The following is a 15,689-nucleotide window of genomic DNA, read 5'->3' as shown; positions in this document are numbered from 1 at the left end:
AATCAAAAGAGAGTCCCTATATAATCTTTTTTTCTCTTAAAAAAAGAGAAACATAAAAAGAACATATATTCAAGTAAGCAAATAAATAATAATTAACGTTTTCTAGAATTCATGACAAAAAGATTTTTTAAATCTTCTTCATTTTTTGCAGCCATCCACATATCTGGGAAATTCTCTTCACTAGCTATTTCAGCAATAGATGATAAGATTTTAAGATGGAAAGTACGCATCTCATAAGGTCCACCAAACAAAAATGCAGCCTTCACACTGTCTTCGTCTTCACTAAACTTTATACCTTCTTTACAACGTACAAGTACTAAAAACATTTTAGAATTGTCATCTGTTATTATATGAGGTACAGCAATAAAAGGTGTCAATGCAGTATTTAATTCATCTTGTCTCTCAGTAAATCTTTTATATATTTCAGATTCACTTAAATTAATTTGTTTAGCAATATCACTAACTGTTATTGATAGAAGAGAGTTAAAATCAATTTTATGATCTACATCAATAACAACAGCTTGTTTTACTAATTCATCAAAATCATCTTGTTCTATATTGTCTCTATTTATTACAATTTCTCTTAATTCATCTTCTAAGAAATCATCAATTATTCTTTGATCCATCATTCGCTTGATTACATGAAGAATTGCATAATCTCCTGAAAAATGCTTTCTACCATAAAAATAGTACATAAGAAAACAGAAGAATATAAAAATTAGGGATAAACTTGTAGAATTAGAACCTAAATCAATAATAAAATATGAAAATACAACGATTGAAACAAGTTGTACAAAAGGATAGAAAGGACTCTTATAACTAGGTTTATAATTTGCTAGATTACTCTCTCTTAAAACAATAACAGAAACATTAGTTAATACATAACTTGTTAAAATAACAGTAGATGCTGCTTTAACTAAATTATCTAAACTAATAAATAAAGAGAAATAAATTATTAATCCGGTAAATATAATTGCAACAATAGGTACATCACCCTTTTTATTTGTTTTTTTAAAAACTTCTGGTAATAATCCATCACGTGCAAGGGATAAAGGATATCTACTTGCAGCTAATAATCCAGCATTTGCAGTAGTAATAAAAGCTAATGAAGCAGCAATAGTAATTGCAATAAAACCAGCATTACCAGCACTTTTCCTTGCTGCATCCGCAATAGGTGATAAAGAATTTACAAATTCATCACCAGTTAAAATACCAGTAGTTATTGTAACTGAGAGGGTGTATAATATAGATACAACAATAACTGAGGCTATCATTCCTAGTGGAATATTTTTTTTAGGATCTTTAACTTCTTCTGCTATATTTGCAACTTTTAACAAACCACCAAATGAAACAAAAACAAATCCTGCTGTATATAATATTTTCTCATATCCTTTTGGTGCAAAAGGTTTAAAATGTGAAACATCAATTTTAGGAATCCCAATTATTACAAAAAAGATCATTAAAATTAATAAAAAGAATACCAAAACAATTTGTAATCTCGTAGCTTCTTTTACTCCTACAATGTTTAATATAACAAAAAAGAGAGTAATTAATGCGCCACTTATTAAAACAGGAATTCCAGTAAACATAAATATAACTTCAGAAATACCAAAAACAGCAAAAGCACTCTTTAGTGAAATAGCAATCCAACCTAACAATCCAGAAACAGTTCCAATTAAAGGGCCTAAAGATCTATTTATAAAATAATAATCTCCTCCTGCTTTTGGCATTGCAGTTGATAATTCAATTATAGATTGAACGCCTATTAATGCTAATATACCTGCTAGAAGGTAAGCAATTGATGAAGCTGGGCCACAATTAGCAAAAGCTAATGCGGGTAAAATAAAAATACCTGAACTTATCATTGAACCTGTAGCAAGCGAAAAAACACCCAAGAAACTAACTTCTTGTTTTAATTCCATAGAAACACCCTTTATAAGATCTTTATTATTTTAGTTTTTAAAATTCTTCCAAAGTTTTTTCTTCACTGAAAAAATTTATATAAGCTATTTTATTATTCCATTCTATCATTCTAGTTTTATTATAAAATTTTTTATTCTTATAATAAACAGTCCTATAATCTAAATGTTGACCTTTAAAACTACAAATAGGACAGGGCCCTGAATAATTATAAACAGCTTCAAAACATTTTTTACCGGTAATAATTGTATTTAATGGTATATTAAATAAATTTTTAAAAATATTATTTACATATAGAATTGTATATGATTCAGCATCAGTTATTAATATTCCTTTTGTAGCTTCATTTAATATTAATTCAAAAAATTTATTTTGATTCAATAACTCAGTTTTTTGTTTTGCTGCTGTATTAGATATTTTCATATCCTTATTCTTTTCATCAAAAATAACAAATCTATTTTTCCCTATACTCTTCGCATAATATAATGCAATATCAGATAATTTTACTAATTCTGTTAAATCTCTTGAATGATCTGGGAAAAAAGAAATACCAATAGAACAAGAAATATGTACTTCATCAGTTGGTAATTCTATTTTAGCTATAGACTCACAGATCGTATTTGCGATTTCTTTTATTTCTTTTGCATTTTTAAAAGAAGTATTTACAACCACAAATTCATCTCCTCCATATCTACAAACAATATCTTCCTTTGAAAAAGATGTTATTAAAATATTAGAAACACATAATAAAATTTTATCACCAACATTATGACCATAAGTGTCATTAACATTTTTAAAATTATCTATATCTATAAAAAAAACAGCTAGTTTTGTTTTATTGTAAGTTGCTTTCAAAATAGCTTGATTTGCTAAAAGTGAATACCCAAAACGGTTAACTAAACCAGATAAAGGATCTCTTTGCGAACTTCTAATAACTTTTATCTCATTTTCTTTTTCTACTGTAATATCACGAGAAATAATATAAGCATGAAGTTCATTATCTTTCATTTCATAAATACATTTTATTGAAGACCAATCAAATTTGGTTTTATTTTCATAATTCTCAAATCTTAATTCAACAACTTGTGTTGTATAATCTTTAGTTTCACTTGCAGAAGTAACATGGTTAATAAAAGAAAAAGCTTTTTCTTTATCAACAAAAGGTACATTACTACCAAACGCTGATACAAAAAAATCATATGTAATATTATTAGCAATCTGAGGTATATGAGAAAATACCTGCTCAATTTGTTTTGTTGTCAAATTAAAATCTAAAATATAATTAAATTCATTTATTGCTATATCGATTAAATTAGTTAACTTTTCACTCACCAAGATTTTCCTATCTAATAAAAGAGAATATTCTTATTCTTTTTTATTAAATTATAATACTGTATTATTTTTTTTACAACACAATTTTAATATTGTAAGACTATTAATGAATAAACAACAATAGGAATAGTATATGCATATACTATTCCTATGTACTCACTTAAATATAATTTAATAATACAAGCGTCAACTCACCTCAATATAATTAAATTAAGGAATTATCAAATTAACATCTTTTGAGTAGTCGATATTTTTATAGCCAAAGCCATGAAGATGAGAATAATCAGTCTTAAAAGAATCTAAGTCCCCAATACTCAATATCTCACCCTCTTTCAGAGTCTTCCAAAGCTCTTCAACTTCATTTTGTACATCTTCACGCATTTCATAATCATCAAGACGTATTCTACCTTCATCGTCAATTTCTTCTAAAGGTAATTTTGAAGAGAAGAGTCTATAAATTTGTTCAATACAATTTTCATGAACATTTTTATTTTTCATCACTTCATATAGTAAAGCAATGTATAAAGGTACAATAGGAATCACTGCACTTGCTCTAGTAACTAAAGCCTTATTTACTGAAACATATGCTTTTCCATTTATATCTTTTAATTTATTGTTTATTATTGAAACACCATTTTCTAAATCTTTTTTTGCTTGTCCAATGGTACCTTCTCTATATATTGGATAAGTTAACTTAGGACCAATATAAGAATAGGCTACTGTTTTACAATTTTCATTTAAACAATCATTATCAATTAAGTAATCAATCCATAATTTCCAATCTTCACTACCCATTACTTTAATAGTATCTTCGATTTGTTTTTCAGTAGCCTTATCCAAACTAACTTTATTAATAAGGCCTGACTTCAAATCTACATTGAAATTAGAATATTTTTCTTCAATAGTTTTTAAAACTGACTTATATGATTCTTTAGTAAAAGGGTCAATTCTCATTGGAGAAGCGACACTATATATTACTAAATCAATCTTTCCTAAATCTTCTTTAATCGTTTTTACAACGCTTTCTTTAATCTCTAAAGAAAAAGCATCACCATTAATTGTTTTTGTATATAGGTTTTCTTTTGTAGCTAATTCATCAAAAACTTTATTATTATACCAACCAGGTGTTGCACATTTTTTTTCACTTGGAGCTCTTTCATAAGAAACTCCAATAGTATTACTCTTCAAAGCAAAAGCATTTACTATTCTTGAGGATAAGCCATAACCTGTTGAACAACCTAAAACTAAAACATTTTTAGGATCTCCACTTATTGGTTTGTATAAGTCCCCTTTTTTTCCATCCATTGCAGATTTAACAAAATTAACTTCATTTTCCACATATTCTCTACAACCTAAAGGATGGGATGTAAGACAAACATTTTTGATTATTTTCTCTTTAACTACCATTTTTTATTCCTTAACCAAAAGACAAAGCCAAGTTGCTTGAGAAACTACATCCCCATTAACTCTTACTATCCCTTTTTGTTTTATTCCTATTTTTGACACTCTTAAGTTTTCAACCTCTACAATACAAGTATCATTTGGTTTAACTTCTTTTCTAAATTTAGCTTTTTCTACTGAACCTAAAACAAATAATTGTCCTGGTTCTAATATTTTAGCAAAAGCTAAACCTGCTCCACCTACTTGTGCCATTAATTCTATTTGAAGAACTCCAGGTACAACTGGATGATTTGGGAAATGTCCTTTAAAGAAAAACTCATCTTCTTTATAAGTATATTTACCTATAGTCTTTTCTTTTGTTGCTTCAATTATTTCATCAACAAATAAGAATGGTTTTCTATGTAATAATACGTCTTTTATTTCCATGTTTATTATCCTTTATATTTTCCAAAAATCAATACACCATTGTGACCGCCAAAGCCTAAAGATTCACTTAAAGCATAATCAATATTTCCTTCAATTCCTTCATTTGGAATATAATTCAAATCACATTGTTCATCTTGAGTGTTATAATTTATTGTAGCAGGATAGAACCCTTCTTCAATAGATTTTACACAAACAATAGCTTCAACAGCACCTGCAGCACCTACTAAGTGACTTGTCATTGACTTTGTAGATGATATTTTAACATCTTTTGCATAATCACCAAATACTAATTTAATTGCATTTGTTTCCATTACATCATTTGCTGCGGTACTTGTACCATGTGCATTTATATAATCAATATCGGTTGGCTTTAAACCACTCATTTCTAATGCTCTTTTCATAGCTGTCGCAGCGCCTTCTCCGTTTGGATTAGGTGCTGTAATATGGAAAGCATCACAAGAAGCACCATAACCTAAGATTTCACCATATATTTTTGCATTTCTTTTTTTAGCACTTTCTTCACTTTCTAAAACTAAAATACCAGCACCTTCACCAATGGTAAAACCATCTCTATTTTTATCAAAAGGGCAACTTGCAGATTTAGGATCATCATTATGAGAAGCACTTAATGCATGAAGTCTAGAAAAACCTGCAACTGATAATTTAGTAATTGCTGCTTCACAGCCACCTGCAACGGCTTTATCTATCAAACCAGATCTTATTGCTAAAAAAGCTGTACCAATAGCATCTGTTCCTGAAGCACAAGCTGTTTGAACAGTATGACATGGCCCTTTTAAATTATGAATTAATGCTATATTTCCTGCAGCTTCATTACCTATTAATAAAGGAATAGTTAATGGAGAAATTGCTCTAGGCCCTCTTTGAAATAACTTCTCTAAGTTCATTTCAGCAATTTCAAACCCACCAATACCATTACCTATATAAGTTCCAATATTATTATCTTCTTCAGGAGTAAGATTAGCCATATCAATAGCCTCTTTTGCTGCATAAGTTGCAAATTGTGAAAATCTAGCCATAGCTCTTGCTTTCTTTTTATCAACTCTTTTTGTAACATCAAAATTTTTTACTTCACCAGCAATCTTTACTGGGTATTCACTAACATCAAAAAGAGAAATTGTGTCTATTCCACATTCACCTTTTTTTATTGCTTGATAAAAATCATCTACATTATCTGCTAAAGGGTTAATACTACCCATTCCTGTTATTACTACTTTTTTCATTTCTTATCTCCTAAATTACCATACCACCATCAACACAAATAACTTGTCCGGTGATATAATTTGAATTATCAGATGCTAAAAAAGAAACTAAATTAGCAACATCTTCAACTTGTCCCATTCTATTTAATGGAATATTTTCTACAATCTGAGCTTTTTGTTCATCATTTAATTTTCCACTCATACTTGTTTCAATAAATCCAGGAGCTATACAATTTACTCTAACATTTCTTGAAGCAAACTCTTTTGCGAGTGTTTTTGTTAATCCAATTAACCCAGCTTTAGAAGCACTATAATTTGCTTGCCCTGCATTACCTGCAACACCAACTACTGAAGAAATATTAATAATAGAACCTTTTCTTTGCTTTAAAAATGTTCTAGAAAGTACTTTTGATGTGATAAAAGCAGAAGTAAGATTAATATTTATGACATCATCCCAAGCTTCTTGTTTCATTCTCATAATTAAATTATCTTTTGTTATTCCTGCATTATTTATTAATAAATCAATACTACCTGCTTCTTTAACAATTTCTTTTAAACTTGATTCAAGCTTTTCATGATCAGCAATATCACAACAAACAAAATGTGTATTTGATAATTCTTCTTGTATTTGAGTTCTACTAATATACCAAATTTCATAATTATCTTTTAATAATTTTTTTATTATTGCTAATCCAATACCTCTTGAACCACCAGTAACTATTGCTTTTTTTAATTTCACGTTATAATCCTTTTATTTGTTCTAATGTTCCACAAGGAATACATTTGATATCTTCTGATTTAAAAAAATTGGATAAAGTTGTTGAAACTCCAACCTCAATAATTTTATCTTCGCTATAATTTGTTTTTATATCTTTCATGATTTCTAACCATAAAACTTTATTAGTTATTTGCTTTGGAACATAATCTTTTATATTATCAACTGGAGTTCCAGTTACATTGCTATATATCTTTATTTCACTATTTTTGAATTCAATTTTATTTAAATATTCACTAAATTCTTTTTCAGCCATGTTTAATAAAGGAGTATGAAAAGGTCCAGAAACTTTTAAGGGAATAACACGTCTTGCACCATTTTCTTTTAATAATGGAGTAACTTCTGATATCTCTTTTTTCAACCCTGATATTACAACTTGTTTTTCACTATTATTATTAGCTACAAAAACATTTGATAAATCAGTGGACTTTATAACATTTTCAACACTAGCTTTGTTCATATTAATAATAGCCGCCATTGCCATTTCACCATGCTTTTCAATAGCTTTATTACTATATTTAGCCATTAAACTACTTCTTTTATGTACTAATTTAAATAATGTTTCATTATCTATCATCTCACAAGCTCTAATAGCCATTAATTCTCCTAAAGAAAATCCTGCACATGCAATAGGAGTAAAACCTTTATCTTTAATTAAATAATAAGAAGATAAACTAGCTAAAATAATTGCGTTTTGAGAGACTTCTGTTTCTTTTAATTTAGAAACATCTCCTTCTGTTAATATTTTGAATAAATCTAATTTACTAATATCACTAGCAAGTTGAAAAAGTTCTTTTACTTTCGAACTATATTGAAATAAATCAATTGCCATATTTGGTTTTTGTGATCCTTGACCTGGAAAACACATTACTACTTTTTCCATTCTAAAAATGCTCCTCCATAAGTTAAGCCTGCTCCAAAACCTACTAGAATAACTTTATCTCCAGTATTTAATTGATTATTTTTATCCAACGATTTTAGGGCTATTGGGATTGAAGCTGCACTAGTATTTGCAACTTCATCAACATTTGAAAAAAACTTTGTCTCATCAATTTTTAATCTTTTTGCTGCAGCTTGCAATATTCTATTATTAGCTTGGTGAGAAACTATATAATCGATATCTTCTAAATTTAAATTATTCTTTTCAACTAAATTTAAAATTGTTTCGACAATCCTTTTAACAGCAAAATTATAAACGGCTCTACCATCCATCTTTATATGAGATTTACTATCAATGTATAATTTTGTAGATCCAGCTTTTTCTACACCAAGAATTGAATTAAATGTGTTATCTGAACTTTCAACTATTGCACATCCAGCACCATCTGCAAATAATACACATGTATTTCTATCTGAAAAATCTACAACTTTTGATAATATTTCAACGCCAACAACAAGTACTTTACTTGCTGTTCCAGCTATAATTAATGCTCTTGCATTTTCAAGAGCATATATAAAACCTGTACAACCAGCTACAATATCAAATGCAACATTTACATTTTGTAATTGCATTTTTTCACTTATAATACATGCTGTTGATGGAAAACCATAATAATCAGGAGTAGCTGTTGCAACTATTATTGCATCTACTTCATTTATATCAACATCCATATTATTTATTGCTTTTATAGCTAAATCACTAGCTTTGTCTTCTTCTTTTGCATATCTTCTTTGTTTAATCCCAGTATGAGAGACTATCCACTCATCACTAGTTTCAACAATTTTTGCTAAATCATCATTAGTTACCACATTCTCAGGTAAATATGATCCTAAAGCACTTATTTTTATGCTTTTTTGGTCTTTCATAAAGCCTCCAAACACTTTAATATCTATTATTACATTATTTTAAAAAATGTCAATATTGACACTATTATAATTTAATGTAAATATAAGAGTAAACATAAATAGAATTAAATGAGGAAAAAATATGGATAATTTAGAATATGAGAAAATCATTAAATGCTTTGAAAGCAGTAATTTAGAAGAGCTTGAAATAAGCTATAGAGATTTTCAAATCAAATGTCGAAAAACTAACACAACAATTCATTCCCCCACTCAGAAAGATGCAATAGATAACATACCTACAGAAAACATAGCTGAAAATAAGGCTTCTACAGAAACTAAAGTTGAAGGATCTATAAAAATAATTAAATCTCCAATTGTTGGGACTTTTTATCGAGCCCCATCTCCTGATGCTAAAGTATTTATAGAAGAAGGAGAAACTGCTAAAAAAGGTCAAACCCTATGTATTTTAGAAGCAATGAAAATGATGAATGAGCTTGAAAGTGAAACTGAATGTAAGATTGTTGAAATTTTAGTAAATAGTGGTGATTTAGTTGAATTTGATCAACCTTTATTTAAAGTTGAGGTTTTATGATAAAAAAAGTTTTAATTGCGAATAGAGGTGAAATTGCTGTTAGAATTATCAGAGCATTAAAAGCCATGTCTATCAAAAGTGTAAGTGTTTATTCTTTAGCAGACAAAGATGGTCTTTGGACTCAGTTAGCTGATGAAAAAATATGTATTGGAAGTGCAAAAGCTAATGAAAGCTACTTAAATATAAATAATTTAATAAGTGCTGCATTATATACTCACTGTGACGCAATTCATCCTGGTGTTGGCTTTTTAAGCGAAAGTTCTTTGTTTGCAGAAGCTGTTGAAAACAGTGGGTTAATCTTTATTGGTCCAAATAAAGACACAATTAATCTCTTAGGGAATAAGGTTGAAGCAAGAATTTTAGCAAAAAAAGCAGGCCTTGATGTAACTCCTGGTAGTTTTAAAGAAATTGACAGTGTAGAAGAATTAAAAGCTATAGCAGAAGATATAGGATATCCAATTATCTTGAAAGCATCTCTTGGTGGAGGTGGAAAAGGTATGAGAGTTATTTACAATGAAAATGACTTAGAGAAAAATTTTACCATTGCAAAAGAAGAAGCAAATAAATTCTTTGCAAATCCTGCTATACATGTTGAAAAATTTTTAACTGCTCCTAGACATATAGAAATTCAGTTACTATCTGATGGAAAAAATGTAGTGTTTTTAGGTGAAAGAGATTGCTCTGTACAAAAAAACCATCAAAAACTTATTGAAGAAAGTCCATCAAATGTTGTTACAGAGGAATTAAGAGAACAATTAAAAGAAGCATCTATTAAATTATTTAAAATGATTGAATATAAAGGTGCAGGAACAATTGAATTTTTATTAGAAAAGAATAAATGCTATTTTATGGAGGTAAATGCTAGAGTACAAGTTGAACATCCTGTAAGTGAATTTGTTTCTTCAATAGATATAATTAAAGAAATGATATTAATAAGTTCAGGAAAAACATCAAATAACATGTTATCTTCCCCTTCATTAAACAATCATTCTATGGAAGTAAGAATTAATGCTTTATCTTGTGGTAAAATAAATAAATTTAATCCACCGCTTGGTCCAAGTGTAAGAGTCGATACTCATATCTATAGTGGTTTTACAGTCTCTCCTTTTTATGATTCATTATTAGCTAAGATAATTGTATATACTCAAAACAGACAAGAAAGCATTAAAACAATGCTCGCATGTTTAAGTGAACTTGAAATAGAAGGTATCAAAACAAACAAAGATGTCATTGTTAAAATATTAAAAAACAAAAAATTTGTTAGTGGAAAATTTGATACATCATTATATCAAGAAATAGAAAAGGAACTATAATGGGAAATTTAATACAATGTCCAAATTGTCACGAAGAATATAAAGATAAAACAATAAGTGAAAATTTATCAGTATGTCCTTCTTGCAATTATCATTTTAGAATGAAATGTGCAGATAGAATAAAACTTATTTGTGATGAAAATACATTTGAAGAAATTGATGGTGATTTAATTTCAAGTAACCCTTTAGAAATAGAAGGATATGAAGAAAAACTAAAATCTCACAAATCTAAATCAAATTTAAATGATGCAGTTGTAACAGGAAAAGCGAAAATAAATAATGAAGAAGCTTATCTTTGTTTGATGTGTTTTGACTTTATGGGTGGCTCAATGGGAGCTCTTGTTGGAGAAAAAATAACTAAAATAATGATAGAAGGTGCTTTAAACAATACTCCAGTTATTATATTCAGTGCTAGTGGTGGAGCTAGAATGCAAGAAGGTATTTTTTCATTAATGCAAATGGCAAAGACTAGCGCTGCTGTAGCATTAATGAATAAGTGTCAAGTTCCATTATTTGTTGTATTAACTCATCCAACCACAGGAGGAGTTAGTGCTTCTTTTGCAATGCTTGGTGATGTAATTTTAAGTGAACCTGGAGCATTAATAGGATTTGCTGGTCCAAGAGTTATACAAGGAACTATTGGAGAAAAACTTCCAAAAGGTTTCCAAACAGCCGAGTTCCAGAAAGAACATGGTTTTGTAGATTCGATTGTAGAAAGAAAAAAAATAAAAGAAACTCTTTCTTTCTTAATTAAAACACATAAGGTTAATTAAAATGAGTAATATTGAATTAAAAGAAATGAAAGAACGTCTTTCAAGAGTTGATAAATATGCTTCAACAAAAAGAACTCCTTGGGAATGTGTAAAACTATCAAGAAATATTAATAGACCTGGTGTTGAAGATTATATAAAATTGATTTGTGATGATTTTATGCCTTTAGCTGGTGATAGAGTCTTTGGTGATGATAAAGCCATGTTAGGTGGAATAGGTACTATTAACAACATCCCTGTTACTATTATAGGCAACAGAAAAGGATCTAATTTAAAAGAAAATATCGATGTTAATTATGGAATGAGCCATCCTGAAGGATATAGAAAAGCCTTAAGACTAGCAAAACAAGCAGAAAGGTTTAATCGTCCAATCATAAGTTTTATAGATACCCCTGGAGCTTATCCAGGTTTAGGCTCAGAAGAAAGGGGAATTGGTGAAGCAATTGCAAAAAATTTAAAGGAATTTGCAACATTAAGCGTTCCTATCATAAGTTTTATAATCGGTGAAGGTGGTAGTGGTGGAGCATTAGGAATTGGTGTTGGAGATAAATTATATCTATTAGAAAATGCAGTATATTCTGTTATAACACCAGAAGGTTTCGCTTCTATTTTAATGAAAGACCCTACAAAAGCAGAAGAAGCTGCAAACATCATGAAAATGACTGCTTATGATTTATTAGAAATGGGAATTATTAATGGTGTTATAAAAGAAGATAAAGAAGGCGCTCACAAAGATCCAAGTTTTAGTGCGAATGAAATTAAAAAAACAATAATTAAAGATTTATCTTCACTTACCAAAAAAAATCCAAAAAGTTTAGTAAGATATAGATTAAAGAAAATTAGAAGTATTGGCGCAAGTAAAGAGCAAAAATCTTGGTCAGAACCTTTATTAAAAGTTCTTCAAAAAGCTAATTAATCAATTTTTTGCTATTATAGGTTTAACACAAAAGTGTTAAACCTTTTTTGTTTTTAAATAGAAATATTTAGATTTATAGTTTATTATTATAATTAAACAAACAAAAAAAGGGATAATTATGGAATTAGAAAAAAAATTTGCTGTTTTAATAGACTCAGATAATATTAGCTCTAAATATATAAATATAATATTTGATGAGATTTCTAAAGAAGGGATTGCTACATATAAAAGAATTTATGGAGATTGGACAAAAGGCGATTCAAAATGGAAAAAAGTATTATTAGAATATTCTATAAACCCTATTCAACAATTTAGTTATACGAAAGGAAAGAATGCTACTGACAGCTCTATGATTATCGACGCAATGGATATTCTTTACACTTCAGGAGTAGATGGGTTTTGCCTAATTTCATCTGATAGTGATTTTACTAGACTTGCTTCAAGATTAAGAGAAGCGGGAAAAACCATTATTGGAATGGGAGAAAGTAAAACGCCAAAAGCTTTTATTTCTGCATGTGATAAATTTAAATTCTTAGATAAACTATTGTGTGCTGCTCAAAACGAAGATAATTGCCCAGGAGATAATCAAGAGTTAATTAAAACTCAACAACTAAACCATATTTCTGAAATTCAACCATTAATTAAAGCCATAAAAACAATTGTAAATGAAGCTAGTGATGAAAGTGGCTGGTTAAACGTTGGGACTTTAGGTTCAATTCTAGTAAAAAGATTTCCTGAATTTGATGTTAGAAACTATGGTTTTTCTAAAATGACCGCTTTCTTAGAATCCATAAATACGGTTGAAACAAGAAGAGTTGATAAAGGAAGAAATGGCGCACAAATTGTCTATGTAAAAAACAAGAATAAGAAAAAAGATAATATTGTTTTGTAAAATAAAACCTCGTAAGTAAATATCTTATGAGGTTTTAAATTTATAAATAGTAAGTTACTAAATTCCTATTTTTTAACATAATCTAATTTAGTAAATAAATCTTTAGTTATATTTTTACTTTCATTTATAAATGAATTTTCTTCAACTGCACCTAAAACAATATCTCTTTCCTCATTATTTCTATATGTTATAGATCTAAATTCGTTATTATAATCTTTCACTCTAGTTATATAAACTTGATTTTCAATATACTCTCTAGTAGCTTTAGCTTGTTTTGCTATTTTATTCCAAGTTATATCATCTATATAATCTACTTTCATACTATATTTTAAGATACCTATAGCATTAGCAACTTTCTCATCAGCATAAGAAATATTCCACTCTTTATAGATTTCATGAATTTCTTCCCAACTATTAATTTTTCCTTTTCTAATATCAGCTCTCAACTTATCAACGCTATCTTCTCTAACAATTTGACCACCTATATTTGTCCAAGGATCTAAATTACTCTCTATTTCTTTTTGTAATTCAGTTAAAGTTTTCTTGTTATCAAAACACCAAGCAGAAACTTCTTTTGCACCATAATAAATTAGCATTTCTTTGTATGAATGGTAAGCTTCATAAGGTTTTAATATTTTAACAGGTATATTTGAATGCTCAATTGTTGTACTAACTACATTTAAAGAATTTACAATTGATTTGTCCGAATTCAATAATTTTGAACCTATTTTAATCAATTTTTTTTCATCTTGTTCTGTATTATCATAAGCTTTACCAACTAAAAGTCTTAATTCTTGTCTTGCCTTTTTTATTGCTAATGCTGTATCAGGTGCCAAATAATTACTCTCAATTATTTGTTTAATTTTCTTTCTCTTATCCCTATTTTTTACTTTATAACTATTTCTTTCTAAAGCATATAAATTATACATCCACCAATAAGCAGGCATAACTTGTCTTACATTATTTTCACTACTAAGCAAAGAAAAAGGAAAAGATAAATTTAATTCACTTGGATAATTACCTTTAGCAATTAATGTGTATTCAGCAAACATACAATTATGTTTTAAAGTACTAGAAAGAGCTGGCCAAAACCCTCTTTTTGCAACTATTTCACCATCAGCTCCACGACTATTATGATTTGATCCAATAGTAGCACCAGCTGCCATATTAGATAAACCTTGAATATTAGAAGCTATTAAAAAAGAATTGTTATGATGTTGTTCATGAGCTGGAAAAACTAAATTATTTAATACTTCACAACAACTTATAGTTGAATTTTCTCCTAAGATTGAATTAATTAATCTAGCACCATATTTTAAGAATGAATGATCCATCATAATAAATCTTACAGCTTTACAACCATAGAAAATATGACAATCTTCTCCAACAATACCATTTACTAATTCAACACCTTCTCCGATTTGGGATGGCATAATATCACTAGATTGAATTGTTAAATTCTTTAATTTATTTGCACCTTTTACATAAGCACTATTACCAAAATATACATCTTTTATTATTCTACAACTTTTTAAAACGCAATCAGATTCAATAATTCCATACCATCCACGTTTATTACTAATAGTATTTTTTGTAAATTGATCGAACTTTGCCATTAATTCTAAATCAGCTCTATAACTACCCCATAAATAAGCATCAGCACAAGTCATTTTTTTAAAAGGATAGACCCTTCTACCTCCTGCTTCATTCATTATATCTATAGAGACCCTAACACTTTCATCTTCACCTTCTTTAACAATACCAACACCAAACTTTGCATGATTAGTTGTTTGAAGTTCATCTATTTGATGAAGCATTACTCTATCTCTTATAATGTAATGACTTATATAATGACATTTATTTATTGCACAATTATCTCCAATATCACTAGAAATAATAATACTATCATAAATACCTTGATTTAAAACAAAATCGTGGAATTGTAATATTCCTTTTTCCATTTTACCAATTCTTACTAATCCGTAAAAACTAGAACGGTGAACTAAATCAGGATAAAAAGGATCACAAACTAAGACTTTTTCCCAATTAGAAGAAAGATTACTATTACCTTTTAATAAAATTATCTCAGATTCAGTTAAATTTCTCCAAGGTTTTTGAATGACTTTTTTATTTCTATAGTAAAATTCGTCATTTCCTTCTTCAATAAATTTTTGATCTACAAAACATTCACCCAATTCTTTATTCTTAATTAATTTCACCTTGTTCATATTTTAAAAGTATAATTGTTTTTTTAATAATTGCAATATCTGCTTAAAAATTTATACAAAATGCTATAGTAATAAACTAAAAAGACTTTAGATATACATAAAAAACATAATTATCAAAT

The 15,689-nt window shown here is 28.3% G+C and carries 14 protein-coding genes; 5 read left to right on the top strand and 9 right to left on the bottom strand.

Annotation, left to right across the window (positions count from 1 at the left end):
- Window positions 1-92 precede the first annotated feature (92 nt).
- The 8 genes from ACPKM0_RS11755 to ACPKM0_RS11720 all read right to left on the bottom strand — a co-directional run bounded on the left by ACPKM0_RS11755 (window position 93) and on the right by ACPKM0_RS11720 (window position 8,880).
- Window positions 93-1,922, bottom strand: a complete 1,830-nt coding sequence (locus tag ACPKM0_RS11755) for an amino acid permease (protein WP_472476181.1) — start codon at window positions 1,920-1,922, stop codon at window positions 93-95.
- Between the two features lie 37 nt (window positions 1,923-1,959).
- Window positions 1,960-3,252, bottom strand: a complete 1,293-nt coding sequence (locus tag ACPKM0_RS11750) for a GGDEF domain-containing protein (protein ID WP_472476180.1) — start codon at window positions 3,250-3,252, stop codon at window positions 1,960-1,962.
- Window positions 3,253-3,462: 210 nt separating this feature from the next.
- On the bottom strand, window positions 3,463-4,659 hold the full coding sequence (gene fabV / locus ACPKM0_RS11745; RefSeq protein WP_472476179.1) for an enoyl-ACP reductase FabV: 1,197 nt from the start codon (window positions 4,657-4,659) through the stop codon (window positions 3,463-3,465).
- 3 nt (window positions 4,660-4,662) lie between these two features.
- Complete coding sequence (locus ACPKM0_RS11740) at window positions 4,663-5,079, bottom strand: 3-hydroxyacyl-ACP dehydratase FabZ family protein (RefSeq protein ID WP_472476178.1); 417 nt, start codon at window positions 5,077-5,079, stop codon at window positions 4,663-4,665.
- A 5-nt stretch (window positions 5,080-5,084) separates the two neighbouring features.
- The gene (gene fabF, locus ACPKM0_RS11735; protein WP_472476177.1) at window positions 5,085-6,320 is read right to left on the bottom strand and encodes a beta-ketoacyl-ACP synthase II; all 1,236 of its coding nucleotides are present in this window, start codon (window positions 6,318-6,320) and stop codon (window positions 5,085-5,087) included.
- Window positions 6,321-6,330: 10 nt separating this feature from the next.
- Window positions 6,331-7,038: a 3-oxoacyl-[acyl-carrier-protein] reductase gene (fabG, locus tag ACPKM0_RS11730; protein WP_472476176.1), complete on the bottom strand. Its 708-nt coding sequence runs from the start codon at window positions 7,036-7,038 to the stop codon at window positions 6,331-6,333.
- Between the two features lies 1 nt (window position 7,039).
- Window positions 7,040-7,957, bottom strand: coding sequence for an ACP S-malonyltransferase (locus ACPKM0_RS11725; RefSeq protein WP_472476175.1), 918 nt, complete (start codon window positions 7,955-7,957; stop codon window positions 7,040-7,042).
- Complete coding sequence (locus ACPKM0_RS11720) at window positions 7,945-8,880, bottom strand: beta-ketoacyl-ACP synthase III (protein WP_472476173.1); 936 nt, start codon at window positions 8,878-8,880, stop codon at window positions 7,945-7,947. The genes ACPKM0_RS11725 and ACPKM0_RS11720 overlap by 13 nt, the downstream gene beginning before the upstream one ends.
- 121 nt (window positions 8,881-9,001) lie before the next feature.
- Between ACPKM0_RS11720 and accB the strand changes: the two genes are divergently transcribed.
- From accB to ACPKM0_RS11695, 5 genes are all read left to right on the top strand, one after another.
- On the top strand, window positions 9,002-9,451 hold the full coding sequence (gene accB / locus ACPKM0_RS11715; protein WP_472476172.1) for an acetyl-CoA carboxylase biotin carboxyl carrier protein: 450 nt from the start codon (window positions 9,002-9,004) through the stop codon (window positions 9,449-9,451).
- Window positions 9,448-10,764 (top strand): acetyl-CoA carboxylase biotin carboxylase subunit, encoded by a 1,317-nt coding sequence (locus ACPKM0_RS11710; protein WP_472476170.1) that lies wholly within the window; start codon window positions 9,448-9,450, stop codon window positions 10,762-10,764. The genes accB and ACPKM0_RS11710 overlap by 4 nt, the downstream gene beginning before the upstream one ends.
- An 11-nt stretch (window positions 10,765-10,775) precedes the next feature.
- The gene (accD, locus tag ACPKM0_RS11705; RefSeq protein WP_472476195.1) at window positions 10,776-11,537 is read left to right on the top strand and encodes an acetyl-CoA carboxylase, carboxyltransferase subunit beta; all 762 of its coding nucleotides are present in this window, start codon (window positions 10,776-10,778) and stop codon (window positions 11,535-11,537) included.
- A gap of 1 nt (window position 11,538) precedes the next feature.
- Window positions 11,539-12,450 (top strand): acetyl-CoA carboxylase carboxyltransferase subunit alpha, encoded by a 912-nt coding sequence (locus tag ACPKM0_RS11700; RefSeq protein WP_472476169.1) that lies wholly within the window; start codon window positions 11,539-11,541, stop codon window positions 12,448-12,450.
- Between the two features lie 118 nt (window positions 12,451-12,568).
- On the top strand, window positions 12,569-13,342 hold the full coding sequence (locus ACPKM0_RS11695; protein WP_472476168.1) for an NYN domain-containing protein: 774 nt from the start codon (window positions 12,569-12,571) through the stop codon (window positions 13,340-13,342).
- 65 nt (window positions 13,343-13,407) lie between these two features.
- Here the strand turns inward: ACPKM0_RS11695 and ACPKM0_RS11690 are convergent, their stop codons facing one another.
- A complete protein-coding gene (locus ACPKM0_RS11690) occupies window positions 13,408-15,570 on the bottom strand; it encodes a DUF4954 family protein (RefSeq protein ID WP_472476167.1) in 2,163 nt (720 codons plus the stop codon).
- Between the last annotated feature and the right edge of the window lie 119 nt (window positions 15,571-15,689).

The sequence above is a fragment of the Pleomorphochaeta sp. genome (assembly GCF_050031695.1).
GTDB lineage: Bacteria > Spirochaetota > Spirochaetia > Sphaerochaetales > Sphaerochaetaceae > Pleomorphochaeta.
Note: the sequence above shows the minus strand (reverse complement) of the source record. Positions and strands in the feature narration are given on the sequence as shown.